Here is a 26,221-nt window from a genome sequence, read left to right as displayed (position 1 = left end):
GTCATGACGTTACGGCGTACCTTCGAATCCCTTACCGGGAGCGCGGAAACAGTCGCTCGGGTACGGATTCGGGCGTTCACCGAGACCGGATGGCAATCTGTCACTGTCACCTCCCGGCGCTACCTCGGTGGCATCGGTGACCGTCTGCACGTTATCCGGATCGCCAAACCTGAAGGCTGATTGCAGTCAGCGACCTCATCCGTGGGTGCGAGTGCGGCTTGCGGATACCAGTTTTCGATTTCAGCTACTTGGGCCGTGTTCCATGTCGCAGCCCCAACTTCATACGCTCGTCACGCACCGTCTCCTGCATAACTGCTGAGTTGCCGAGGCGGCTGCCGACGGGATGCCTCAACGCTTCCGGAATCGTTTGTCTTGTTTGCCGGAGTGTCGCCACTGGTTTGGAATGGTCGGTTCGATACTGTTCGGACGCACATCCCGCCTGTTAACTGTCGGGGGCGGCGGGCCTGCTTGTCTGGGATGTGCCCTGATGAAGGTTATGAGGAGGGGATTTGAGATCTGTTCAGCGCCATCGAATTTCGGTGCGGCGCGCCCGACTGGTCCGTGCCGCCGCCGTTCTCGCGATGGTCACCGCGGTCGGCGCGGGCGCCATCGCGGCCAACGCCCAGCCCGGCACGACTGCGCCATCGACCACGTCCGGTGCACCGATGCCGTCCACGACCGCCTCAGCGCTGACCACTGTGCCGGTGACGACCGCACCGGCACCGGCCACGCGCACGACCGCACCGTCGACGACCGCAGCGCCCTCGACCACTGCTCGAGGAGACAAGCCGGCGACCACGCCACCGACGTCAACGACGACGACTTCCGTTCCAGCTCAACAGAGTTCGTGTCCAAACGGCCCGCGTAACGGCCGCAAGGATAGGCCGGACAAATGGGTGCCGACCAAGAACCCCAATCGCAAGGTCGATCCGGGCAAGATGCGCTCGGACTGCGAGGAGATCCCGGACGGATTCAGTAAGGAAGACGCCGACAAGGCCGAGACCATGGAGGCCGAACTCCAGGCCAATGGCGGGCAACGGTTGGCCGGGCAACGTCTCATGCAGCAGCGTGATCCGCAGTTCATCGCCGAGGGCGACTGCTCGGTGTACTGGCCCGCCCCGTACTACGTGTGTGGCGCGATCCGTGACAAGTACAACGAACTCGGCGGCCCGAACAGCTTCCTGTTGTGGCCCACCACCAACGAGTTGGCCAATCCCGACGGTGTCGGTGCGCGTTCGGTGTTCCAGAACGGCCCCATCTATTGGTCGCCGTGGGGCGGTGCGCATCCTGTGGCGAACCATTTCTTCGCCGCCTGGCAGCGCAACGGCTGGGAAGGCGGTGTGCTCGGCTATCCGACTTCCGATGAGTTCGTCAATTCCGACAACTTCGGTCGTCGCCAGTACTTCGATGGCGGCACCATCTACTGGAAGGCCAACGACGCCTACTATGTCGCCGGCGCGGTCCGCGCCCGGTGGGGTGAAATCGGCTGGGAGCAGGGGCTTCTCGGGTACCCGCTCAGCGATGAGACCGTCACTGCGGACGGCGTGGGACGGTTCAACCGGTTCGAGCGCGGCGTCATCTACTGGCACCCCGGCACTGGTGCCCACGAGGTCACCGGGCAGATCCGCGACAAGTGGGCCGCCGAAGGGCATGAAACCGGACCGCACGGGTATCCCGTCGACGCTCCACGCCCGGTGGATGGGACGGTGCGCTTCACGCAGCAGTTCCAACACGGAGAACTATCCGGGTATTCGGATGTGATAGCTCAAATCGCTGATCTCCTGCAGATACCTGATCTCGACGAGATCTACCGGACGGGTAAAGAGGTGATCGAGGAAGCCGCCCTCGCCACCGACGCTGGGTTCCAGTCGGTGCTGGACCGTGTGCAGGGTTCCTACGACGAGGTTCAGGAGATCTCCGACGGTGGCAACAGCACGAACTGCGATTTCATGCCTCCGGGGAACGACCGAACCAACCGTGGCGACGTCTTCTTCTCCGACGCGACCTCCTACCGGGTTGCGAATCATGGGCACAATGGAATATTCGTCAGGAATGATCACACCGGAGGCTCTGACGATATCTGGACGGTTGAAGCCGTGAACGCCGACCTGGGTGTCCGGCTGCTCAAAGGCGATGCCAGGAAGGGCGTATGCCGCCCGATCTACCTGTCGGTCAACACCGACAACGCGACGCGTGATGCTGCGGCGGCGTTCGCGGAGCAACAGGTCGGGAAGGGGTACAGCGGCAACTTCCTGGTCACTCGGACGAAGGTGTACGCGGATTCGTACAACTGCTCGCAACTGGTGTGGGCGGCATTCAAGCACGCCTCCGGCGGCGGCCTCGACATCGGCGAGCGATACGCGTACCAGCCACCCAACTTCGGCGTGTACCCGATCGACATCCTCAAGTCGCACAACACCCGGAGGTTCGAGTGAAGGCCTCCACCCGAATCAAGGTCGCGGCCGGCACGGCCGCAGCAGTCATGGCGATCGCCGCGGCCGGAACATACGTCTATCTCGAATACCGAGGTGACGATGGCCCCCCGTACACCGGACCACGGGATTGGGCCGGGATCTCCGCTGAGCTGAATCCGCCGATCGATCAACACGATCAGATCAGCCTGCTCACTGTCTCCGGACAAGGCCAGACCACCCTCGCGGGCAAGTACCCGATCGCCTTCGAACCGACGATGGAGCGCCTCGGCAGCGGATTCGCATTCCCCGCCGGAGACCGAATCGTCGTCGTGGACGAGTCGCTCCATGAGGTCTGGAACACCGAACTCGGCAGCGTCGCGGTCTTGACAAGGTCTGCGTCCTCGCCGGACGGGAACGACGCGGTGTTCGCTTTCAACGTTGGCATGAACAACAACGAGGTTCGACATCTACTGGTGAAAGTGTCATCGTCCGGTCAGGTTTCGCAGGAATACGTCGACGGGGATATCTCCGGGCTCTCGATCTGCCGAGCCGGTGAAGTTCAATGGCTTGCCGCGTCGTACGCCGCGAACCCTTCGACGGTCCGATTGAATCGCTGGACCGAAGAAGGTGGAGTTCAGGTCGGCCACCAATACGAGACAGGGGCGACGATGGCCCGGTCACAGAGTTCGGTGCTGTGTGGTGATACGCCGGATTCAGACCGCGGGTACGCGATCGTGATATCCGATTCCAAGGCGGACTACCGCATTGTCGAGATATCGCGTGACGGTGGAACACAGGCTGACTCCGAAAGGAATGTTCCCCGGCTTCCCGGTGATACCCAATCGCAGGCATGGGGGGTACACGACGGGGTGCTGTATTGGATTACCAGGGAGGGCAGCCTCAACTCGATGAGTTTGACAGGTGATTCCCGACCCAGCTCTGTCAGTCTTCCGATCGATGGTGACGTACCGATATCGGCAACCTTCGAAGGCAACGCCGTCTATATCATCCACTATCCCAACGATGATCGATCAGTGCTCAGACTGAGCGAGTTCGATCTGAGCCGTGGAATATGTAAGGGAGACACGCTCGAATTAGTCAACTGGAGATATCAGTCAACAATGGCCAACTTGAAGCGGGGAGGAGCTAGCTTCATCACCATCACCAGCATACTTCCGATAGACCGAGCCCATACCGTGCGATGCAGATAGCATCGCTGCACAGGGTACTGGCCAGCGCCCAACACGCGGAGGCTGTTGAATTGGCTTCCGGTTCCGTTGGCGGCTGAAGCCCGGCGGCGGCGCGGGTAGTTGCACCCCGCGCCCGTCATTCCGCCGCCTTTGGCCGGAATGATGAGGGCGCCGTCTATCAGCCGGTGGGATTCGCGTGGTTCGCCAGCCAATCCTGTTCCAGCACGCCCAGTTCGGTGCGCGGCGGCTCGCCGTAGCACCATTCGCGCCCGATGCGGTACCAGTTGCCGCTGGCGCGGAGTTTGCCGAGCAGGGCGAGGGTGCCGTACTCCACGCGCCGGGCGAAAGCGTGTTCGGCCGGCGCGTATTCGCGGCGCCAGCTGTCGAAGTAGCCGCGGCGCGGGTCGACGAAGGCGAGCAGGGCGTGCGCGGCGGCATCCTCGGCGACCCGGATCTCGGCATCGGTGAGCATCCAGCCCGAGACCTCGTGGATCAGCCGCAGGCACTGCTCGGCGGTGGCCGGTGAGCCCTGTTCCAGCAGGCCGTAATTCACGAAGAGAGCGCGCAGATCGGTGGCGCGGTACTCCGCGGCCATGCGCACGGCGTCGAGTTCGAACTCCACGGCGGCATCATCCATATGCTTGACCAGCCCGAAGTCGAGGAAGGCGACTTTCCCGTCATCCGCGAGCAGGATATTGCCGGGATGCGGATCTCCGGTGAAGCGCCGTTCCCGAATCATGGTCCCCATATAGAAGCGCATGAGGATCTCACCGATACGGTCGCGCTCGGCATCGGGCAGCGCCGCGATCTCCGGGAATCGCAGTCCGTCGACCAGTTCGGTGACGAGCACCCGTGCCGTGCACAGCTCGGTCACCACGCCGGGGATGCGAATGAACGGGTGGCCATGGAACATCTCGGCTATGAGCTCGTGGTTCGCGGCTTCGGTGCGGTAGTCGATCTCCTCGGCGAAATGGGTGGCGAGCTCGCGCAGAATCGCATTGTCGGCGATCGCCGGCGCGATCGTGCGCATCATCCGCATAACCAGCGCGAGGTTCTTGATATCGGCCCGGATAGCGATATCGATCCCGGGGTACTGGACCTTGACCGCCACCCGCCGGCCATCGTGCAGGCGGGCGCGATACACCTGACCGATGGACGCCGCACCGAGCGGTGCTGCGTCGAATTCGGCGAACACCTCATCGAGCGGGCGGCCGTAATCGCGCTCGATCACCCCGCGCATCTGCGCGAACGGCACCTGCGCGGACCGGTCGTAGAGTTCGGCCAGCTTGTTCTGGAATCGCTCGCGCTGGCCCGGGGGCAGGCGTTCGGCGGCGAAGATTCCGAGCACATCGAACATGGACAGCAGCTGGCCGGCCTTCATGGCCAGGCCCTTCATGCTGCCGAGCACGGTGACCAGGTCTTCGGCCGCCGCGGTGAGTGCCCGTTCGGTCCGGGCGATGTGTTCTTCATCGGTATCGCGAACCACCGCCAGCGTGACACCCGCGCCGCGAACAGCTTGTCCGGCAATGAGTTTGCCCATTTGCGCACCGCGCCGGGCCCGGGAGACAGGAATGTCCTTCGCCATCGACGACCTCTCTGCAGCGATCACCCGAGATTAGCAGACGTACCCGTCGACTAATTGGGTGTGAGCAGGGGGCGTAGCCCGGGAGTGAGCACGGCGACGGCGGTGTTGACGTAACGCTGCCGATCGGCGGCACCGCCGCCCTGCAGGGCGCGCATGACCGGCGGAATTGTCAGCGCCAACAGCATCCAGCCGACATCCTCGGTGTTCACGTCATCGCGCAGTACCCCGGAATCGACCGCGCGGGAAAGGAAGCGGCCGACAGTGGCGGACAGGATGCCACCCAGGCCGAGAATGCGGGTGTTGAGTTCCTCGTCGATGCCGGGCAATTCGAACAGCATCGCGTTCATCAGCGCCGGATCGGACTCGGCGATCCGGCACATTCGCTCGACCGCGCCGGACCAGGTTTCGATGAGTTCCTCGACGGTGAACTCGTGGTCCAGGGACGCGGGTTCGAAGACGCCACCGGCGATCTCGCTGAGCAGCCGGTCGATTCCGTAGTCCACGACATCGTCGAGAATCGCGCGTTTGCTGTCGAAGTACCGGTAGAACGTGCCGTAACCGACCCCCAGTTCGGCGACGATATCCGCGGCCGAGGCCGCGGCGTAGCCCTTGGTGGTGAACACCGTGTAGGCCGCCTCGATGAGTTCGCGGCGGCGGCGCTCGGTGTTGCGTTCGTCGCGCGGGCGGCCGGGTCCGCGAGTGCGCTTGGCTGGTTCGGTCATCGAGCACATCGTATGCGCCCGCACGGCCGTTGCCGCCGACCGCGGGTCTCGAATCACCCCTTGCGCTTCTGTCTGAGACGCCCTAGTTTAATGACATAGACGTCCGCTAATTGAGTGCAGATCAAGCTGGCATTCCGTCTGTGCGGACGTCCACGACAAGGGAGTCGATTCATGACGCATTCGAATCTGTCCACTATTCCGCGACAGGAGCGTCGACCATGACGGTGACGGTGGTGACCGGCGCGGGCAGCGGCATCGGGCGGGCGAGCGCACTGCGCTTCGCGGCCAAGGGTGCGACCGTGATCGTGGCCGATATCGACGAGCGCGGTGGTAACGAGACCGTGACGCGCATCCGCGCCGCGGGCGGGCGGGCCGAATTCCGGCAACTCGATGTGGCCGATGCTGCCGCCTGGGAGGAGTTCGCCGAGCGGATCGTGCAGGACCACGGCGTCCCGGACGTGGTGGTCAACAATGCCGGAATCCTGATCTCCGGCGGCTTTCTGGAGCAGAGCGGCGACGACTGGCGTCGCATGATCGCCATCAACATGATGGGACCGCTGTTCGGCTCGCGAGTGTTCGTGCAGCGCATGGTCGATGCGGGCAAGCGCGGTGCGATCGTCAATATCTGTTCGGTCGGCGCGTTCCTGCCCACGCCCTTGGCCCCGTCGTACGTGACCGCCAAGGCCGGTGCCTGGATGGGCACCCAGGCCCTGCGCGCCGAATACGCGGGTCAGGGCATTCGGGTGAGCGCGGTCTGCCCGGGGTTGATCAACACCGAACTCTCGGCCAATGGCACCCGCGCGGGTGCGGACACGTCGTCCGCAGCCGATTGGGCCGCGAAACTCGCTCGGGGACAACAGGTCTTCGGCCGTTCGCCGGACCGGGTCGCCGCCGCGGTCGATCGCGCGATTCGCTGGAATCTCGCGACCGTGCCGGTGGGTGTCGAGGCATGGGCCGGGTGGTACCTGTCTCGGCTCGCGCCCGGGGTGATGCGCGGGGTCACCGGGCTGGCGCAGATGCCGTTGGCGGAGAAAGTCGTTCAGATGTCGGGTCGGGTATTGGGTGGTCAGCGATGAGAACAGCGATCGTGACCGGCGGCGGGGCCGGTATCGGCCGGGAGATCTCCCGGCTGCTCGCCGAGGCCGGGTACCGGGTGGTTATCGCCGATATCGACGAGGCGGCCGCGCAGGGGGCGGCCGACGAGATCACCGCCGCCGGTGGGCGCGCGCATTCCTACCGGCTCGACGTGGCCGATGAAGCGCAGTGGGACAAATGCGCGGAGTGGGTGCGCGGGGAATTCGGCCCGGCGCATGTGCTGGTCAACAACGCCGGAATCATGGATACCGGCGGATTCGTCGAAACCGGTGCGGCGCAGTGGCAGCGCACCATCGACATCGACCTGATGAGCGTCATCTACGGCTCCAAGGTGTTCGCCACGCAGATGATCGACGCCGGCATTCGTGGCCATATCGTCAATCTGTCCTCCGGTGCGGCCTTCTTCCCGGCGCGATACATTCCCGCGTATGCCGCGGCCAAGGCCGCGGTGCTCATGGCCAGCCAGGCGCTGCGGGTGGAGTTGCGGGCCAAGGGAATCGGCGTCACCGCGATCTGTCCCGGTGCCATTCGCACCGACCTGCTCGCCCACGGCGAGCGCGCCGGTCTCGATGCCGAGGAGCAGGCCACCTGGCAGGCTCAGCTCGGCCAGGTGCAATCGATGGCCTTCGCCGGTCCGGACAAGGTCGCGCGCGTTGTCGAGCGCGCGATTCGCCGCAACTCGGCGGTCGTGCCGGTCAATCCCGAAGCCTGGCTCGGCTACGTCCTGTTCCGGCTCTCGCCCGGTCTGGTGCGCGCGGTCGGCAGCGTGGGTTCCTTCGATCTCGCCGACCGCCTGCTGCCTCGTATTCAGCCGCTGCTGAACCGAATCACGAAGTGAGACACCTATGACCAAACCTGACAATCCCGAGTACGAAGTCGCCGTCATCGGTGCCGGGCCGGGCGGTATCGCCGCCGCGGTGAAGCTGCGCAAGGCCGGAATCGACGATTTCGTCGTCCTCGAACGCGCCGACGAGGTCGGCGGCAGCTGGCACGAGAACCACTATCCCGGTCTGGGCGTGGATATTCCGGCGCTGGCGTATCAGTACTCGTTCGCGCGCAAGGCCGACTGGAGTCGGGTCTTCCCGCTCGGTCCGGAGGTCAAGCGGTACCACGTGGAGGTCGCGCACAAGTTCGGTGTGCACGAACGGGTGCGGTTCGGCGTGGAGGTCGAGCGCGAGCAATGGGACGAGGACGCCGGATACTGGAAGCTGCACCTGGTGGGCGGTGCGACGGTGACGGCCCGATTCGTCATCAGTGCGGTCGGGGCGTTCGTGCGTCCCAAGGCCGACGTCGGCATTCCCGGTGCGCGCACCTTCAAGGGCAAGGTGTTGCGCCCGAGCAGTTGGGACGACGAGTACGACCTCACCGGTAAGCGCGTGGGCATCATCGGCACCGGAGCCAGTGCGGTGCAGATCATTCCGACGATCGCCCCGCAGGTGGAGCAGCTGACCGTCTTCCAGCGCACCCCCGTGTGGTCGCTGCCCAAGCCCGATTTCCCAGTGCCCGTCGCGCTGCAACGCGTGCTGTCGCTTCCCGGTGTTCAGCCGCTGCTGCACGGCAGCGCGCTGGTGGTTGTGGATCTAGCCCTGCGCGCCATTGTCGGGGTGCCCGGCACCGTCGTGCACCCGGTGATGGACCGATTCGATTCCGTCTGCCAGGCCCTGTACCGGCGGTACCTGGCACGGGTCGTTACCGATCCCGAGACCCGGGCGGGATTGACGCCCGACTTCGGTCTCGTAGCCAAACGCCCCACGATGTCGAACGGCTATCTGCGCGCCTACAACCGGGACAATGTCGCACTGGTAACGACCCCGATCGAGAAAGTCACCCCCACCGGTGTCCGTACCGGCGATTCCACGCTGCACCGCTTCGACACGCTGATTCTGGCGACCGGCTACGAGGTGTTCTCGGACCCGGAGACCTATCGCCCGGGAACGGTGCTGGGTCGCGCCGGATTCGACCTGGCCAAGTTCTACAACGAGGAGGGTTTGCAGGCATACCAGAGCGTTTCGGTACCTGGCTTGCCCAACCGCTGGACCCTGGTCGGCCCATATTCCTGGACCGGGTCGGGCTGGCACGCCTTCGTCGAGATGACCGCCGATCACGCGGTGCGGGCCATCGGCGAGACCCGCCGCCGAGGGGCGGGTTGGTGCGAGGTGCGCAAGGAAGTCGCAGACGCCTACCACCGCGAGGTGTATCAGCGCGGCGAGTCGCTGCGGTACTACCTGGCCGACCTCAATGGCCACGTCCCGACCTATTACCGGAACTCGCAGGGCGACAGCACCTATGTGCGCCCTTCGGGATTCTTCGAAGCGCGCCGGGGTAATCGACGCTTCCCACTCGAGGATTACGAGTACGGGAACCGCGCGAAGGCGACGGTGCCGGCATGACGGGGCTCGCCGTCGATAGGCAGAGCGGCACAACAATTCCCGCGGTATCGGCGCGGGTCAATGTCGAACTCGCCAGCCGTGCCAGTGCGCGACTGCGAGTGGCGAACGCGGTGCTGCGCCGGATCCTACGGCCCGCGCTGTACTGCGTGTGCGTGCTGGGGGAGAGTGCCCCGCTGCGTGGTGACCGTGCCTTCCGCATCGCGAATCGCGTCGACGTGCTTGCCGCCCCCTTGCGGCCGGCGCGCGGCACCCGCAGGGAAATGGTGCGCTTCGCGGACTTCCGGGCCGAATGGCTCTGGCACCGAGACGATCCCGGACCGGACGCGGCCGAGCGGGGTGCGATTCTGTACTTCCACGGCGGCGGATTCGTAGCCGGTGGCCTGCACAGCCACCGCAGGCACGCCGCACGCATCGGGCGCGCCGCGAGACTGCCCGTCCTGAATGTGGACTATCGGCAACTGCCGAAGGGGCACATCACCGATTCGGTCGATGACGCCCTGACCGCCTACCGGTATTTGCTGGAACGCGGCAGAGCGGCCGAAAGCGTTGTCTTCGCCGGTGATTCGGCTGGCGGCGGTCTGGCCTTCATGGCGGTGCTCGCCGCCAGGGCGCGCGCGATCGCGCTGCCTGCCGCCGTGGTGGCGATCGCACCCTTCGCCGATCTCGATCCCAGCATTCGCAATGCCCATCCGAATGATCGCAGCGATTCGATGCTGTCGGCCCGGGCGCTCGCCATTCCGGCGATGATCGGTTTCGCCCGGGACGGCGTGCTCGATCCGGCGTGGTCGCCGGTGAATCACGATTTCACCGGCTTGCCGCCGGTGCTGATCCAAGTGAGCGATATCGAAGTGCTGTTGCCGGATTCGGAAGCGCTCGCCCGCCGCTGTGCCGAGGCCGGCGTCCCGCACACCTTGCAGATCTGGAACAACGCGATCCACGTCTTCCAGGCGGGCGCGGATCTGCTGCCCGACGCGCGGGCGGCCGTGGCCGAGATCGGGGCCTTCATACGCCGCGTGATCGACAGCCGGGCAAGCGAATTCGCGGACCGGACCACGGCCGCATGACCAGGGGCAGATTCCTATGAGTTCGAACAACATTCCCACCGTCGAGGTTCTCGTCATCGGCGCCGGTTTCGGCGGCATCGGTACCGGGACGGCGCTGCGCCGCGCGGGCATCGAGAACTTCCTGATTATCGACAAGTGGCACCAGGTCGGCGGCACGTGGAATGCCAACACCTATCCCGGTGTCGCGGTCGACGTGCCCTCGCCGATCTACAATTTCTCCTTTCAGCAGCGTTCGCGCTGGTCGCGATTCTTCGCACCTGGCAATGAGATTCAGCGCTATGCCGAGGAAGTGGTCGATCGGCAGGGTCTGCGGGGCAAACTCCGGCTGGGCTGCGGAGCGGCCGAGGCCCGGTTCGATGAGTCCGCGGATCTGTGGCGGGTACTCACCACCGACGGTGACGAGATCACCGCCCGTTTCCTGGTGAGCGCCGTCGGAGCGCTGGAACAGCCGAAGCCGCCCGCGATCGCGGGGATCGACAGCTACTCCGGCCGGCTCATGCACACCGCTCGCTGGGATCATTCCTACGATTACAGCGGTAAGCGGGTCGCGGTCATCGGCACCGGAGCCACGGCGCTACAGGTGATTCCGCAGCTGGCCGCGAAAGTCGAGCACCTGACGGTTTTCCAGCGCACCGCCATCTGGGTCGCGCCCAAGCCAGATTTCGCCATGGGCGCGCTGAGCAATAGAGCCCTGGACTTCCCGCCCGCCCAGCAGGCGGTGCGGTTCATCGGCAATGTCGCGGTCAACGCCTTCCTGGGTGTGGGGCTCGCGCTCTCGGACTATCCGCGCCTGACCTCGGCAGTACTCGGCACCGGAGAGGCGGCACTGAAGGCCTACCTGTTCACCCAGATTCGCGACTCCGAACTACGCCGCGCGCTCACCCCGACCTATCGGCTCGGCTGCAAGCGGCCCTCCATCTCCAACACCTACTTCCAGACCTACACCCAGCCACACGTCGACCTGGTGACCGACCCCATCGAGAAGTTCACCGCGGACGGCATCGCCACCGCGGACGGCACGGTGCGCGAATTCGACATGGTGGTCACCGCCACCGGCTTTCAGGTCATGGACAAGGGGGCGACTCCGCCCTATCCCGTATACGGCTGCGGTGGAATCGAATTGGGCGAATTCTGGGACCAGAACAAGTACCAGGCCTACGAGGGTGTCTCGGTCCCGGCGTTCCCGAATATGTTCCACATCTTCGGTCCCTACGGTTACGCGCCCGGCTCGGTCATCCCGCTCATCGAGGCGACCGCCGCGCACAGTGCCCGGGCCATCGGGGAGACGCTGCGTCGCGGGGCCACCCGCGCGGAAATCCGCCAGGAACCACACGACGAATACTTCGCCCGCATGTACGCCCGCAACAAGAACACCTACCTGTTCAAACAGGGCTGCGCCGACTCACGCACGTACTACATCAACTACCAGGGCGACGGTCCAGCCTTCCGTGCCACCACTCAGGCCGGAATGTACTGGAGTAACCGGCATTTCCCGCTGGACCACTACCGGTACACCGCCACCCGGCCGGTCGTATCCGACCCTCTGACTGCTAACGGTCGATCGACTCGGCGGCTCGCCGAACAGCCCTGACTTTCCACGGATTGGATGAGCAATGAGTATCACGTCGTTCCTGCATACCCAACACCCCGCCTCCCAACCGGCGGTCGATGACACCCTGTTCGACACCGCGGCGCTGGTGTTCACCATCGAGAAGACCTTCGACGCACCGGTGCACGCGGTGTGGACCGCGATAGACGACGAGCACGCGTGGAAGTGGCTGCCGTTCCCCGGTACCGGAGTGAAATACGATTCGGCCGCGCGTGGGGCCGGGATCGTGCGCGAGATGGGTTCGGTATTCGGGCCGTTCCGCGTGCTGTGGGTCGAGAAGGAGAAGTTCTGGCGGTATGAGCCGAACCAGCGCATCACCTTCGGTGTGGTGAGCGGGAATTGGATGCAGTACCTGCTGGTGCGCCAGTACGGCGAGGACAAGTTCTTCACCGATCTCGGCGACGGTCGGACCAAGGTCGTTTGGAAGGTCGCGGTCACGCCCCGGCTGCTGCTGCGTTTCTCCACCTGGTTCCCGCCCGTGTGGCGGGCCGCGTACCTGATCGGTGGCCTCGGGCCGCTGTTCAACCGCCGCGTGGCCGAGGTCGCGCGGACCACGAGACCGCAACCACGGTCGATGGATACCAATGGAATCGCTTCGGCCGAGCCGAGCAATCACCGGGCCGAGGAAGGCGCCAAATGAGCAGTAGGAATGGATCGGGCACCAAGCGGGTCAGCCCCCTGGCACAGCCGCAGCACGAGGTCGTCGTGATCGGCGCGGGTATCGGCGGCATCTGCGCCGGGGTCAAGCTGCAGGAGATCGGGATCGAGGATTTCCTGATCGTCGATCGCATCGCCGGACTCGGCGGCACCTGGTACAGCCACAGTTATCCCGATGCCGGCTGCGATATTCCGAGCACCACCTACCAGTTCTCCTTCGCCCGCAAACCCGACTGGGATCGGCTCTTCGCCAAGCGGGATCAGATCCTGGAGTATCTGGAGGAAGTCGCGGCCGACTACGACCTGCCGCGTCGAATGCGGTTCAACACCACCATCGTTCGCGAGGAGTGGGACGAGGACCACGCGCTGTGGCGACTGCATGTCGATACGGGGGAGGTCATCACCGCGCGCTTCGTCATCAGTGCGGTCGGTGCGTACATCAATGCCAAGACCACGCCGAACATCCCCGGATTGGATTCCTACACAGGTGTTTCCATGCACCCGGCGCAGTGGAATCACGACTACGACTTCACCGGTAAGCGGGTCGGCATCATCGGCGTCGGTGCGAGCACCATGCAGATCGCGCCCAAACTCGCCGCACAGGTCGAGCGGCTCGACATCTACCAGCGCACGCCACAGGTGTACCTGCCCAAGCCGGATTTCGTGCTGAAGCCGTGGATGCAGAAGCTGCTGGCGCTGCCCGGTGGATCGGCGGTCGCCAACGGCATTGCCCAGGCCGTGATCGACTCGCTGCTGCGGGTCGCGATCTACACCCCCGCGCCGCTGTGGCGGGGCGGGGCGCGCATCATCGACTTCGCCGGACGCAACGCCTACCGCGGGTGGGTGCGATACAAGGTGAAGGACAAGGAGATTCGCAAGCACCTACGTCCCGACTTCGGCATCGTATGCATTCGAGGCGGCGCGGGCGGGGACTACCTCCCCACACTCAACCGGAGCAATGTCGAACTCGTCACCGCCGGAATCGCCGAGATCACCCCGACCGGCATCCGCAGTGCCGACGGTGTCGAACGCGAGATCGACGCGCTGGTGGTGTCCACCGGCTACGAGGTCTTCTCCGACCCGGAGAGCTACAAGGTCGGAACCGTCCTCGGCCGTGATGGATTCGACCTCGGCGTCTTCTACAACACCGAGGAGTTGAAGGCCTACTTCAGCACCTCGGTGGCCGGCCTGCCGAACCGCTTCATCATGATCGGCCCGTACTCCTGGACCGGCACGGCCTTCCACTATTTCGTGGAGAACGCGATGCGTCACATCGCCACCGTCATCGACGAAACCCGTCGCCGCGGCGCCACCATCGTGGAGGTGCGCCCCGAAGCCCAGGAACGTTTCCATCAGGACATGCTGCGCAGCGGCCGAAACCTGGCCTATTACCTGGAAACTCGCTGCGAAGGCTCCAACAGCTACTTCGTCAACTCACAGGGCAAGTCACCGTACATCCGCGCCTGGTCGTTACTGAAGACCTACCGCAAGTCCGTCCGGTTCGACCGCGACGACTACAGCTACCGCAGTCCCGTGGAAATCGACGCCATCGTGGAATCGCTGACGGCGGAGCCAGCGCGCGGGTGACGCGGCGGCCGGTGGTGAAGCTCGGCCCCCGCAAGAACCCCCGGTCCCGGCGCGCTAGCGCGATCCAGTGAACGCGCGTATCCTCGACCGTCGTCGACATACTCGCAGTTGGAATGGACTTTGAGGGGTAATTGGCCATGTACGCACGCGAATTCGGTGAACGATCGTTCGCTGGCATTCTCTCGAATGTTCACGTCCGATGAGCACGATCAGCGAACTCGCGCGAGAACTGGGTCGCGCTGGGCGACGCAGTGGCCGCAGAATCTCCCGCGTCGGTACCGACGCCGTGCAGCGGACAGCCGCCGAAATTCAGGATCTCATGGCGGAGAGCGGTCACCTGGTTCTCGGCGCGGTACGCGCCAAGGCCGACGAACTGGGGCTGCGCGACAAACGATTCTGAGGTGTGGACGCCGAATCGGGCCGGTTGGCCCGGCGTCCCGATGAATGGTGACGAAGGTGGGCTGACGATCTGGGTTCGGTCAGCCCGGCCCGTGGGGATGAGCGAGATCGTAGGCGCGGGAGAGTTTCTCGGGAACGACCATGCGCCAAGCATCGACGACGAATTCACGAGCCTCGGTCGGATCCAGGGCTGCGAGGTCGGAGTGGATCCAGTTGAAGCGCATGCCCGAGTTCGCGGGGTGACCGGCGAAGTTCCACGCCATCATCGGGCCGGTCATGAACGCGCCGAGCGAGTGCCCGCCGCAGCACATCCTGGTGCGCTGCCCGGGCTCGGGAAGCAGATGCTCGATGACCACCCGCCAGCCCGTATTCGCCGAGGAAGTCCAGGTCTTGCGGGGTCTGATACCGGTAGCCGCGACCGTCGACCTGTCCGCCGCGGACGGCGAAGAGAATTCCGCCTGCGCCGACATCACCGACGCGGTCGTGATCGGTGTGCCCGATGCCGAGTTCGGTAGGTCATCGATGCCGAGATTCCACGCAACGCCAGCGGCAAGGTTCTGCGGGCGAAACTACACGCCCCGACCGGATCGTCCTGAACCCTCGAGGTCGTCGAGATCAATTTCCCTGCGTGGCAACAGTTTGCTGTCCAACCGGCGCGTGACGCACCGTTGCATTGACCTGCCGGACCGCATAGATGGCGGTCGCGAGGAAGAGCAGCAGGTAGCAACCCGAGTAGAACGGCACGGCGATATTGGCCCACCAGGTGGGCAGGTCATCGCGGGGCAGCATGAACAATCCGGTGCCGATCGGATGGGGTGCACCCTCGAGGGGTTCGCGGTTCGGATAGTTCCACCACCAGCAGAAGCTGATCAGAAGAACGATCGTGACCGGCAGCCGGCGGTAGCGGGTGTGGGCGGTGTGCGCGTGGTGCAGGGCGAGTATGAACAGGGGTACGAACCAGACCCAGTGGTGGCCCCAGGAGAAGGGGGACGCACATGCCGCGGACATTCCGGCCACGGTGACCGACAGCAGGATTCGGCCGGATCGATAGGCGCGCGTCGCGGCGTAGAGTCCGAACAGGACGAGCGGGGTGGCGACGGCCAGCCACAGCCAAGTCGGCGTGACGTACACCGTCGAGTTCGGACCGTGAACGGCGTAGCGATCCACCTCGTAGAAGCGCAGCAGTTGCGCGAGGAACCCGTTGACGGACTGGTTGGCCGGTGAATCCACCGCGCCGACTCGTGCGGGGGCGTCGAACTGCCGACCCCAGTAGGTGGTGGAATCCGTCGGCCGGATCAGGAAACCGATCCCGATCGTCGCGGCGAAGGTGGCTGTGGCGGCCCAGAATGTCCGCCACTGCCGGGTGCAGGCGAGATACACCAGGAAGAACGCGGGCGTGAGTTTGATGCCCGCCGCGATGCCGACCCCCGCACCGCGCAGCGTGGCGGTGTCGCGTCGGGTCAGATCCCAGACCACCAGCAGCACCAGGAGGATATTGATCTGGCCGAGCCATATGGTGGAACGCACCGGTTCGAACGCGGTGCACACCACCGCCAGCGCGAGCGCGAAAAGCCATGTGCGCGCGGTGTTCCGGTAGTTCAGCGCGCGCAGGCAGACCGCGACGAGTGCGATCAACGCGGCTATGATCGCCGCCCACCACAGCACCTTGGCCACCGCCGGGACGGCCAATGTGAACACCACGAAGAGCAGGGCGGCGAACGGCGTATAGGTGAATTCCATCTCGAAGAAGACCGGCGCGTCGTACAGGCTCGCCCCGTAGCGGATGGCCTCACCGCCGGCGGTGTAGACGTACTGGTCGACGTCATTGTTGAACAGGCCGTAGTAGGGGTTGTCGATCGGAATGGCGTAGACGTGCCACACCAGCGCGGACAGGGCACCGAGGATCGATACCGTCAGCATGGCGGTGGAGATGTCGTGCTGCTCGGGCGTTGCCGCGGTCGTCGTCATGTCGTGGGTTGTCGTCGTCATTGCCGATCTCGGTCCTCGCCTGTGTCGAGTGAGCGGTGCGGAACGGGTCAGTTCGGTGGTGGCTGGAGTCGGCAGCGCGCGATCTCGTAGGCGGGAATGCGATCGATGCGGGTTTCCGCGAAGGTGAGGGCCTGCACGATATTGCGCCGGAATCGAGTGACGGTCAGCGGCGCGCGCGAGGAGGCCAGCAGATCCTGAATCGCCGGGCAGGACATGGCCGTTCGCGCCTGCCGCACCGATCGCTCGTCGATGTGCGCGGCCAGCCAGGGATGCCGATCGACCACCCCGGCGTCGGCCACCACCCAGCTGATTCCCAGGTTCTTATCGTGTCCGATACGCCCGTCGGTCAGTCGATCGGAGTGCGCCGCCAACGGATAGGCCAATCCCACCGGATCGATGACGCGCACATCCAACGGCAGGTTCATACTCGTCATTCCGAGGTTCAGGAAGAACACCGTGTGCCCGGCCCCGTCCTCGTGGACGGGCTCGGGCGGCGGCACGACATACCAGTACGTCTGGTCGGGCAGGCTGACCAGCAATCCGCCGCGAGGGGTGTCGGCGATATCCCGGAGCATGGGCCGCATACGCGGAAAGTCCAGGTAGTCCTCGGCGCGGATGGGGTGATCGTGACCGGTGCCGAGCACGTAGTAGATGCGTTCGTCGACAATGCCGTTCGCGCGGATATCGGTGCCCTCGGTAATGGCGGTGATATGCGCGGCGGTCACCGCCCACCCCGCGATGCCGAGCAGGGCCGCGATCGTCACCAGGGAAACCCCTGGGACGGCGCGTATTCCGGACTTTCCGGACAGTCTTGCGGAGCTGGGCAGCCGCACCGGCAGCACCATCACCGGAAGCAACAGGCAGAACAATGGCGGCAGCAGCATGCGGCCGTGCATGAAATCCCCGCCGACGCGGATCTCGTACACGGTGAGTACCAGGCCGCCGCCGACCATGACCGCGACCACAGCAGCCGGGGACCGTAACCTACTGCGGCGTAGACAGATTCGCTGCCCAGCTCGGTCATCTGGTCTGTCCGCATCGATCAGCCGGTCGCGCCGATGCCGGATCAGCACCGCGGCGGCGGCCACTATCAGCAGCGGCACCCACAGCCGATACGGCCCCACCAGATCCCACAGGTAGATCCAGCCCTGCTGCCACTTCGCGCCACCGGCATCCTTGGCGACCGCGGTATTCGGGTAGGGGAGACCGTAGTACCCCATCCGCCAAATCTGATATCCGAGCGGAGCCACACCGGCGGCAGTGCCCGCGGATAGTCGGAAGACCCATGGGCGCAATCGAGTTCGCGGCACCGGCGCACAAATAAGTACGAGCAGGGCCGCCCCGCAGATCACCGTGAGCTCCGGGCGTACGAGCGGGGCCAACCCGGCCCACACCAGCAGCGCGACAAACCATCCCGGCCGTACCCGGTCGGCCTGTGACCATCGGATGAGTGAGTACCACAGCACGGCGAGCCAGCAGATGACCAGGCCGTTCTCCAAGCCGGAGGTGACGTAGTCCGCCGCGGGTGGCAGCGCGACGTAGACGACCGCTCCGGCGGGAAGCAACAGTGACGCCACCGGGCCGCCCCATAGTCGCGCCGCCCCCAGCATCGCGACGGCTATCGCCACCACGGACAGGCTCAGCGTCAGCCCGAGCACGACATACTCCAGCCGTGCCTGGGTCGCCCAGCCGAAGAACCACACCAGATAAGTCCACGCGGCGCTGGTATTGGTTTCGACACGCTCGTCAGCGTTGAATACCGGCCCATTGCCCGCCAACAGGTTTCGCACCGTACGCAGCACGATCAACCCGTCATCGGAGACCCAGCGCCGCTGCCACCCACCCACCGCGAATGCCGCCGCGGTCACCGTGATCGAGCCGAGCAGCACGGCATTCCGCGCTCGTCCGAGTCGAAACGCGGCAGCGCCGATATCGGCATCCGATCCCGCAACCGGCAGCGACAGCGAAACACTGACGCCGCGGTCGTGCCCCGCCGCAGGCGGCAATAACGATAACGACAACCGAGCCTCCATCCGTATACAGCGAGACGGCACCGGCCACAGCGCCCACGAGCTGGCTTTGGACAAAAGAATTCACCGGGTCCTCCCGGGCTGCCGCAGCTTCCCGAACCCCTGCCTGCGACCGCACCCGACGATAGCGGTTGGTTTGCCACTGCCTGGGATTGCATCGTGGGTGTCAGCTATTTGATCGGCCGACGGGCTCGATCAATACCCAGCCCTGGACTGCACCCGACGGCCCGACGGGTCCGGAAATACAGTGCGCTTCGGCTTTCGAACCTATGTGAGGCGCGGCTACGGCTGTCGGTCACCGGGCCTGAACCCGGTGGTGCGGCGGATCTGCGAGCGAAGTCGAAGCCCTGCTGTCGCGTGGGATGGTGTCACGGCCGCGCGTCGGGGTCGTCCTGCGACTCCTGGAACCTGCGGCCTATACGCCGCATGACGTCGAGCTGTGCCGGATTGTAGAGTTCCGCCGCCGCCAGTGCCATGGTCTGATTCGCGCGTCGCGCGCTGCCGGATGTATCACCGCGATCCGACAGACCGGGATGTTCGGCGAACTGATCGCGTATCTGGGGAAACAGGCGGTCGGCCAATTCGGCGCGGGTGCGTTCGTCGGCATCAGCGGGCAGGCGGTCCAACTCCGAGCCCGCCGGTATCGCGTCGGGATCCCGCAGCAGTTCGGTATAGGCGTCGAGTGCGGTGGGGCTGAGCACCCTGGTCGCGACGGTGAGAAACGCGCGGTCGGCGTCGGAGAGATCGGTCGCCGCGGTGGCCAGAGCCATCTCGGGCGGTAGGTCGGTCGGTGTCGCGTGATGTTGTAGGAGCAGCGCGATATCGGCGCGGGCCCGTTGCAACCGTTCGATGGTGGCGACCAACTCGGCGTCCAGCTCACGCAACGCCTGTTCCGGATGTTCGTCGGCGGCCCCCATGGCGGCGATCTGGGACAGCGAAAATCCCAGATGTGTCAGTCGTTTGATGTGCAGCAACCGCAGCAGGTGAGCCACGCCGTAGCGCTTGTACCCGTTGGCGGCCCGCTCGGGTTCGGTGAGCAGGCCGACCTCGTGGTAATGCCGGACCGTCCGCAGGCTGGTGCCCGCGAGTTCGGCGAGCTCACGGGTACTCCACGCCATGACGATCACTCCTCGGGGGCGGTGGCGTCGGCGCGGGTCGCGCCGACTCGATTGTCAGTCTCAGGTGTGCCGTTACGGCACAGTCAACTGTGGCGCGGCTGGCGTGTCGACATTTGACTGTGCCGTTACGGCACACGATGTCGTGGCGTCCGACGCGCGCACCCGGACGCGCGCACAGAGGGAGGATTTTCATGGCACTGCCGAAATACATATCCGTCGAGGAGTTCTTCCGAGCGCCGGACCGTACGGGTGCGGCCATTTCACCGGACGGCACCCGGATCGCCTACCTGGCCCCCTGGCGCAACCGGCTCAACGTGTGGATCGAGGACATCGATTCGGGGGCGGAACCGCGGTGCGTGACCGCCGATCACCACCGCGGCGTACACAGCTTCCATTGGACCGACGATCCGCGCTGGCTCCTCTACACCCAGGACAGCGACGGTGACGAGCAATGGCATCTGTACCGGGTCGATCTGGACGACCCGGCCGCGACGGTGGTCGATCTGACGCCGTTCCCCGGATCGACGACGATGCAGCTCGAGCTACCCGCGTATCGGCCCGGAAAAGCGCTGGTGCACTTGAACAATCGGCAGGTGGAGGCCTTCGACCTGTGCGAAATCGACATCGCGACCGGCGATATTGCCGTACTCGCCGAGAACCCCGGTCGGGTCACCTACTGGATGTGCGGTCCCGACGGCCGGATATTCACGCGCGGTTTGACCGACAACGGCGATATCGAGATCTCGCGGTGGGACGGCGGCGCACCACATCCCGTCGCGGTATTCGATGGCAGCGACTACCCGGTCGGCGTGCTGCCGGTTCAGCTCACACCCGATGGGGCCGGTGTGTGGATCGGCTCCAATCGCGGCACCGACCGCACCCGGCTGGCCCGGCTCGATCTGACCACCGGCGCGGAGTCCGAGGTCGACAGCCACCCCACCTTCGACCTCGACACCCGCGGCGCTGTCTCACCCGCCATCCCCGCACCATTGATCCTCGACCCGCGCACCGGGAATCTACTCGGGGCACGCTATCTCGGTGAACGCCAGGTAATCCACGCTCTGGACCCGCATTTCGCCCTGGTTCTGCAGAAGCTGGAACAGCTGTCCGACGGTGACCTGGGAGCTATTTCCTGCGATGGCAGCGGGCAGCGCTGGGTCGTCACCTTCACTCATGACCGCGACCCCGACGTCGCCTACTACTACGACCACCGCACCGGCGAGAGCCGACTGCTGTTCCGGCCGTACCGGCATCTGGATCCGGAATCGATGGCCCCGATGCGACCGGTATCGATCACCGCCCGAGACGGCCTGCGGATACCGGCGTATCTGACCTTGCCCGTCGGTATCGAAGCGAGCGGGCTACCGCTGGTCGTGATCCTGCACGGTGGGCCGTGGTACCGCGACAGCTGGGATTTCTACCCCGCCACCCAGCTACTCGCCAACCGCGGATACGCGGTGCTACATGTGAACTTTCGCGGTTCGACGGGGTACGGCAAGGCATTCGTCAAAGCCGCCATCGGTGAATTCGCCGCAGCGATGCACGACGACATTGTCGACGCCGTGGCCTGGGCCATCGACATGGGTTATGCCGATCGGGACCGCGTCGCCATCTTCGGTGGCTCCTACGGCGGGTACGCCGCCCTCGTCGGGGTCACCTTCACCCCCGATCTCTTCGCCGCCGCGGTCGACTACTGCGGAATGTCGAACCTCGTCACCTATCTGCGAACCATCCCCGCATACTCGAAACCGCACGTCGCCAATAACTGGCACCTGTTCGTCGGTGACCCCGCCGACCCCGAGCAGGAGGCCGATATGTTCGCGCGTTCCCCGATCTCGCGAGTGGATCAGATCCGTACCCCGCTGCTTGTGATCCAGGGATCCAACGATATTCGCGTGGTGCGCGCCGAATCCGACAATCTCGTCGAAGCTCTCCGAGATCGAGATGTCGAGGTCGAGTACCTGCTGAAGGACAACGAAGGCCATGGATTCGTGAACCCGGAAAATCAGGTCGATATGTTCGGTACGGTCGAGCGCTTCCTCGCCCGGCACCTGGGTGGGCGGGACGACCACAGCGGAGGGACCGACTGACCGGTTCGGATCGACGCGCCGGTCGATGCAGGGTTCGGCCCCGACACATGGACTGTTCGCTTGCACCTTGCCGCTGCGGAAGATGATCCGATGCCGTTGAGGTCGTTCGGCGTGGAATCGCGTTCGGCGATGATTTGGCGCGGTTCCTTGTCCGCGGTTTTGGTCTTGCGGTCGATGGCTTCCAGCTCGCCGATCAACCCGAGGACCAGGCGCCGCGGGCCGCGACCGTGCCCACGCCGCAGTCGCGGATCGTCGGCGTTGTGAGAGCCCTGGCACGCCCGGCGTAACGTGGGCCGATGTGGCGGCACCGCAGAACGGCGAGCCCGTGGCCAACTCACCGGAACTGGCCACGGCGCTCCGGAATGAGATTCCCGAACTGACCCAGCGGTTGATGGCGGCCGTCTTCACCGATAACCCGGAATGGACCGACTACTCGGCGGTGACCCGCGCGGACCTGCGGGATGGCTGCCAGCGGTTCCTCACGCGGGTCGTGGAGCTGCTGGGTGCGCAGGGTGTGGGGGCCGAGCGCGATGATGTGGCCGCGTCGATCGGTGAGTTGCGCGCGGAGCAGGGGGTGCCCCTGGAAGCCATGTTGCGGACCTTCCGGCTCGGTGGGCGGATTGTGTGGGAGGCACTGCTCGACAAGGCCGAGGACGCGCCGCCCGCGGCGTTCCGGGAGACCGGGACGACCATGTGGGCGGTCATCGACGGGATGTCGTCGGCGCTGGTCACCTCGTATCGCAATACCGAACTGGATCGGGTGCGGCGAGACGAACGACGTCGGCACGGGCTGATCGAGGATGTCCTTGCCGGGCGGGCGCACGACGCGCTGTTCGCGGCGCGGGCGGCGCGGGAGTTGAATCTGCCGGTGCACGGGGGCTATCTCGTGGTGGTGGCGCGCGGTGTGGCGCATCCGATGCACACGGGATCGGAAACGGTATTGGCTGCCATGGGCATTCGGTCGGCGTGGCACGATCGAGCGGACTCGACGGTCGGGCTGGTGGCGCTGGAACATCGAAAGGCCGAACCTGCCCTGCGACGGCTGCGGCCGCAGGTGCGTGGGCGGGCGGCGGTCTCACCCGTCGCCGCTGGACTGGCGGAGATCGATACCGCACATACTCTGGCGCTGCTCGCGCTCGATACGGTGCCGGATGATGCTGTAGGGGTGCTGGTTTCGCTCGACGACTGCTATCCCGAAGCGCTATTGCTGCGGTCGACCGACCTGACCCAACTCCTGGTGACGCACGCTCTCGGGCCGGTCCTCGAACTGCCGATCAAAGAGCGCGACGTTCTGCTGCGCACCCTGAGCGTGTGGCTGGCCGAGAACTGCTCGGCGGCCAATGCCGCGCCGCGCCTGCACTGCCATCGCAATACCGTCATCAATCGGTTGCAGCGCATCAGCACCCTGCTCGGTCGTCCGCTGGAGGGGCAGCGCTCCTATCTGGAGCTCTCCCTCGCGTTGGCCGCACTCGAACTCGGTCGATCAGCCCACGACCGACACGACCGGGAACCGGGTCCCGCCTGACCGGGATTGGGCGCAGCGCCCAGTTTGTGGCCTGGACTACTGGACTTCGAGGTCATTGTTTGTGCATCAGGTCGCCACAAAACTCGAATGCATGACCCGCACTCCAACCGAGGTGGGTTGGTTTCATTCGAGGATGAGGAGCACCACGAGTGCCGGATTTCGATCTTCTGGTGGTGGGCGGTGGACCCGGCGGGTACGTCGCGGCCATTCGCGCCGCCCAGCGTGGGCTGCGGGTCGGCCTGGTCGAGAAGGAGCGACCCGGTGGGGTCTGCCTGAATTGGGGCTGCATTCCGACCAAGGCCATGCTGCGGTCCGCCGAGATCTTCCAGACCGTCAAGGACGCAGCTGATTTCGGTATCCACGCCGAGAGCGTCCGCTTCGACTTCGCCGCGGTGCGTCAACGCAAGGACGGCATCGTCAAGGAACTCACCGATGGCGTCGCGGGCCTGCTGAAGGCCAATGGCGTCACCGTGGTCGAGGGACATGCGCGGTTCACCGGTCCGACCACCGTCGAGGTGTTCGAAGCGGGCACGTCACCGATCTTCCCCGGTGGGCCCCGCTATGCCGCGGCACCGACCGCCGTCGCCACCCGCACGATCAGTGCGACCGACGTGATTGTCGCGACCGGATCGGTCCCTGCCGTGCTGCCCGTTCCAGGCGCGGATCTACCAGGGGTCGTCACCTCCGATGGCGCGTTCGGCCTGACCGAGGTGCCCAAGCGACTGGTAGTGATCGGCGGCAGCGCGGTCGGTGCGGAATGGGCCAGCCTATTCGCCACCTTCGGTAGCGAGGTTACCGTCGTCGAGATGCAGGATCGCCTGGTTCCCTTGGAGGACAAGGAGATCGGCGTCGCCCTGGGTCGCTCGTTCGGCACGCACGGGATCACCGTGCTGACCGGTTCGACCGTCACCGGCATCGCGCGGGCCGACGATGGCCTACGGGTGAGCGTCGGCGGACCGAAGGCGCGCGGGCTCGATGCCGATGTGGTGCTGGTCGGTGTGGGCCGCCGCCCGAACACTGCCGACCTCGGCTTGGACGCCGCCGGAATCGGCGCGGACGCACGAGGTTTCATCCCCGTCGATGACCAACTGCGCACCAATGTCGAACACGTCTACGCCATCGGTGATGTCACCGGTAAAGCACTGCTCGCGCATGTGGCTTCGCATCAGGGCCTGACCGCTGCCGATGTCATCGCCGGTCATGAGGCCCACATCGACTACGCCGTGATCCCGGCCGCGACCTTCACGCACCCTGAAATCGCCAGTGTCGGCCTCACCGAGGACGCCGCCCGCGCCGCCGGACACCAGGTGATCACCGCCAAGTTCCCGTTCGCGGCCCTGGGTCGCGCGAAGTCCTTCGGCGCTCCCGAGGGATTCATGAAGATCGTCGCGGGACAAAAGCATAAAGAGGTGCTCGGCGTGCACATCATCGGCCCGTCGGCGAGTGACCTGATTACCGAAGGCGCACTGGCGATTTCCCTCGAGGCGACCCTCGAGGAGCTCGCCGACACGATCCACGCCCACCCCACCCTCGGCGAGATCGGCATGGAGGCGGCCCTGACCGGGCTCGGCCTGCCGGTACACATCGCCCCGCCCCGGAAGCGTTGAGGAGACCCCTCGTGACCACCAGCACCGCACCCCGCAAGTCCGCCCGCAAGGCGACACGCCCGGCCCGGACCATCGAGACCCCGGGCAGCGACCCGATCGCTGCCGACTCCATCGAAACCCGGATCGCCGCGGAAGATCCCGACACCCTGCGCGGCCTGTACCGCGACATGCTGTTCGTGCGCCGCTTCGAGGAGCGGACCGCGCAGAGCTACCAGCAGGCCAAGATCGGCGGCTACTGCCACCTCAACCTCGGCGAGGAGGCGACCGTCATCGGCATGGGCGCGGCCATGCGACCCACCGACTACCTGTTCACCAACTACCGCGAACACGGCTACGCGCTCGCCAAGGGTATCGAGCCCGGCCGCGTCATGGCCGAACTGTACGGACGCTCCACGGGCACCTCCAAGGGCTGGGGCGGCTCGATGCACATGTACGACACCGCGACTCGCATGCTCGGCGGATACGCCATTGTCGGTGGGCAGGTTCCCCTCGCGGTCGGTGCGGCACTGGCCATCGACTACCGCGGCGGTGACGAGGTGGTGATCTGCCAGATGGGGGAGGGCACCACCAATATCGGCGCTTTCCACGAATCGCTGAATATCGCCGCGCTGTGGAACCTGCCGATCGTATTCCTGGTGATCAACAACCAGACCGGCATGGGAACGACGGTCGAAAAGTCCTCCGCCGAACCGGATCTGTGGAAGCGCGCCTCCTCCTACCGCATGCGCGGGGAACGGGTCGACGGCACCGATGTGCTGGCCGTGCGCGATATGGCGAGCGAACTCATCGAGACCGCCCGGCGCGAGGGTCGGCCCGCGCTGCTGGAGGCGGTCAGCTACCGGCTCAAGGGTCACTCCGTGGTGGATCCGGCGAAATACCGCACCAGTGAGGCGGTTTCGGTCGCCCGTGAGAACGATCCGATCGTGCGCTGGCATACCGCCCTGCTGGAGGCCGGTGTGCTGAACGAGGATTCGGCCGCCGACATCGACAAGGATGTGGCCTCCGAGGTCGCCGCCGCCGTCGAATTCGCGGATGCCAGCCCGCATCCCGAACCCTCGAGCCTGTTCGACTTCAACTACGCGACGCCGGTCGCGGGCGATTCCCGCCGCCTGCCCGCCGATCCGCTCTTCACCCACTGAGGACATCACCG

21 protein-coding genes are annotated in these 26,221 nt (G+C 65.5%); 14 read left to right on the top strand and 7 right to left on the bottom strand.

From position 1 onward, the window contains the following. Positions 1-520: 520 nt before the first annotated feature. Entirely contained in the window at positions 521-787 is a 267-nt protein-coding gene (locus NU1_RS42400; RefSeq protein WP_169815179.1) for a hypothetical protein, read from the bottom strand. A 109-nt stretch (positions 788-896) separates the two neighbouring features. On the opposite strand from NU1_RS42400, the gene NU1_RS32875 reads away from it, so the two are divergent. Together NU1_RS32875 and NU1_RS32870 are read left to right on the top strand one after the other, a co-directional pair. Next, positions 897-2,435, top strand: a complete 1,539-nt coding sequence (locus tag NU1_RS32875; RefSeq protein WP_067527433.1) for a YiiX/YebB-like N1pC/P60 family cysteine hydrolase — start codon at positions 897-899, stop codon at positions 2,433-2,435. Then, complete coding sequence (locus tag NU1_RS32870; protein ID WP_067527431.1) at positions 2,432-3,625, top strand: hypothetical protein; 1,194 nt, start codon at positions 2,432-2,434, stop codon at positions 3,623-3,625. Before NU1_RS32875 ends, NU1_RS32870 begins: the two co-directional genes overlap by 4 nt. A 157-nt stretch (positions 3,626-3,782) precedes the next feature. On the opposite strand, the gene NU1_RS32865 is transcribed toward NU1_RS32870, so the two are convergent. Further along, on the bottom strand, positions 3,783-5,189 hold the full coding sequence (locus tag NU1_RS32865) for an ABC1 kinase family protein (protein WP_067527429.1): 1,407 nt from the start codon (positions 5,187-5,189) through the stop codon (positions 3,783-3,785). Positions 5,190-5,239: 50 nt separating this feature from the next. Next, entirely contained in the window at positions 5,240-5,911 is a 672-nt protein-coding gene (locus tag NU1_RS32860; protein ID WP_169815178.1) for a TetR/AcrR family transcriptional regulator, read from the bottom strand. A 218-nt stretch (positions 5,912-6,129) separates the two neighbouring features. On the opposite strand from NU1_RS32860, the gene NU1_RS32855 reads away from it, so the two are divergent. The 8 genes from NU1_RS32855 to NU1_RS32820 all read left to right on the top strand — a co-directional run bounded on the left by NU1_RS32855 (position 6,130) and on the right by NU1_RS32820 (position 14,713). Further along, positions 6,130-6,987, top strand: a complete 858-nt coding sequence (locus tag NU1_RS32855) for an SDR family NAD(P)-dependent oxidoreductase (RefSeq protein ID WP_067527425.1) — start codon at positions 6,130-6,132, stop codon at positions 6,985-6,987. Then, positions 6,984-7,844: an SDR family NAD(P)-dependent oxidoreductase gene (locus NU1_RS32850; RefSeq protein WP_067527423.1), complete on the top strand. Its 861-nt coding sequence runs from the start codon at positions 6,984-6,986 to the stop codon at positions 7,842-7,844. Before NU1_RS32855 ends, NU1_RS32850 begins: the two co-directional genes overlap by 4 nt. Positions 7,845-7,851: 7 nt before the next feature. After that, positions 7,852-9,396: a flavin-containing monooxygenase gene (locus tag NU1_RS32845; RefSeq protein WP_067527421.1), complete on the top strand. Its 1,545-nt coding sequence runs from the start codon at positions 7,852-7,854 to the stop codon at positions 9,394-9,396. Further along, positions 9,393-10,460 carry an alpha/beta hydrolase gene (locus NU1_RS32840; protein WP_067527419.1) on the top strand — a complete coding sequence of 356 codons (1,068 nt, stop codon included), beginning with the start codon at positions 9,393-9,395 and terminating at the stop codon, positions 10,458-10,460. The genes NU1_RS32845 and NU1_RS32840 overlap by 4 nt, the downstream gene beginning before the upstream one ends. Positions 10,461-10,476: 16 nt before the next feature. Beyond that, the gene (locus NU1_RS32835; RefSeq protein WP_067527417.1) at positions 10,477-12,051 is read left to right on the top strand and encodes a flavin-containing monooxygenase; all 1,575 of its coding nucleotides are present in this window, start codon (positions 10,477-10,479) and stop codon (positions 12,049-12,051) included. A 22-nt stretch (positions 12,052-12,073) separates the two neighbouring features. After that, positions 12,074-12,709 (top strand): SRPBCC family protein, encoded by a 636-nt coding sequence (locus NU1_RS32830; RefSeq protein ID WP_067527415.1) that lies wholly within the window; start codon positions 12,074-12,076, stop codon positions 12,707-12,709. Next, the gene (locus NU1_RS32825) at positions 12,706-14,313 is read left to right on the top strand and encodes a flavin-containing monooxygenase (protein ID WP_067527413.1); all 1,608 of its coding nucleotides are present in this window, start codon (positions 12,706-12,708) and stop codon (positions 14,311-14,313) included. Before NU1_RS32830 ends, NU1_RS32825 begins: the two co-directional genes overlap by 4 nt. A gap of 199 nt (positions 14,314-14,512) precedes the next feature. Then, positions 14,513-14,713, top strand: a complete 201-nt coding sequence (locus NU1_RS32820; protein WP_067527410.1) for a hypothetical protein — start codon at positions 14,513-14,515, stop codon at positions 14,711-14,713. A gap of 79 nt (positions 14,714-14,792) precedes the next feature. Here the strand turns inward: NU1_RS32820 and NU1_RS32815 are convergent, their stop codons facing one another. From NU1_RS32815 to NU1_RS32800, 4 genes are all read right to left on the bottom strand, one after another. Further along, positions 14,793-15,182, bottom strand: coding sequence for a hypothetical protein (locus NU1_RS32815; protein WP_067527408.1), 390 nt, complete (start codon positions 15,180-15,182; stop codon positions 14,793-14,795). A 145-nt stretch (positions 15,183-15,327) separates the two neighbouring features. After that, positions 15,328-16,701 carry a glycosyltransferase 87 family protein gene (locus tag NU1_RS32810; RefSeq protein WP_084522025.1) on the bottom strand — a complete coding sequence of 458 codons (1,374 nt, stop codon included), beginning with the start codon at positions 16,699-16,701 and terminating at the stop codon, positions 15,328-15,330. A 47-nt stretch (positions 16,702-16,748) separates the two neighbouring features. Then, positions 16,749-18,665: an arabinofuranosyltransferase AftB family protein gene (locus NU1_RS32805; RefSeq protein WP_371859860.1), complete on the bottom strand. Its 1,917-nt coding sequence runs from the start codon at positions 18,663-18,665 to the stop codon at positions 16,749-16,751. A 434-nt stretch (positions 18,666-19,099) separates the two neighbouring features. Continuing rightward, entirely contained in the window at positions 19,100-19,849 is a 750-nt protein-coding gene (locus NU1_RS32800) for a MerR family transcriptional regulator (protein WP_067527511.1), read from the bottom strand. 191 nt (positions 19,850-20,040) lie between these two features. On the opposite strand from NU1_RS32800, the gene NU1_RS32795 reads away from it, so the two are divergent. The 4 genes from NU1_RS32795 (at position 20,041) to pdhA (ending at position 26,210) form a co-directional block, all read left to right on the top strand. Beyond that, the gene (locus NU1_RS32795; protein WP_067527404.1) at positions 20,041-21,939 is read left to right on the top strand and encodes a S9 family peptidase; all 1,899 of its coding nucleotides are present in this window, start codon (positions 20,041-20,043) and stop codon (positions 21,937-21,939) included. Positions 21,940-22,237: 298 nt separating this feature from the next. Beyond that, positions 22,238-23,464: an RsbRD N-terminal domain-containing protein gene (locus NU1_RS32790; RefSeq protein ID WP_067527402.1), complete on the top strand. Its 1,227-nt coding sequence runs from the start codon at positions 22,238-22,240 to the stop codon at positions 23,462-23,464. 149 nt (positions 23,465-23,613) lie between these two features. Beyond that, on the top strand, positions 23,614-25,071 hold the full coding sequence (gene lpdA, locus NU1_RS32785) for a dihydrolipoyl dehydrogenase (RefSeq protein ID WP_067527400.1): 1,458 nt from the start codon (positions 23,614-23,616) through the stop codon (positions 25,069-25,071). Positions 25,072-25,082: 11 nt separating this feature from the next. After that, the gene (gene pdhA / locus NU1_RS32780) at positions 25,083-26,210 is read left to right on the top strand and encodes a pyruvate dehydrogenase (acetyl-transferring) E1 component subunit alpha (protein WP_084522024.1); all 1,128 of its coding nucleotides are present in this window, start codon (positions 25,083-25,085) and stop codon (positions 26,208-26,210) included. The last annotated feature ends 11 nt before the right edge of the window (positions 26,211-26,221 follow it).

Source organism: Nocardia uniformis NBRC 13702 (assembly GCF_001613345.1).
Classification (GTDB): domain Bacteria; phylum Actinomycetota; class Actinomycetes; order Mycobacteriales; family Mycobacteriaceae; genus Nocardia; species Nocardia uniformis.
Note: the sequence above shows the minus strand (reverse complement) of the source record. Positions and strands in the feature narration are given on the sequence as shown.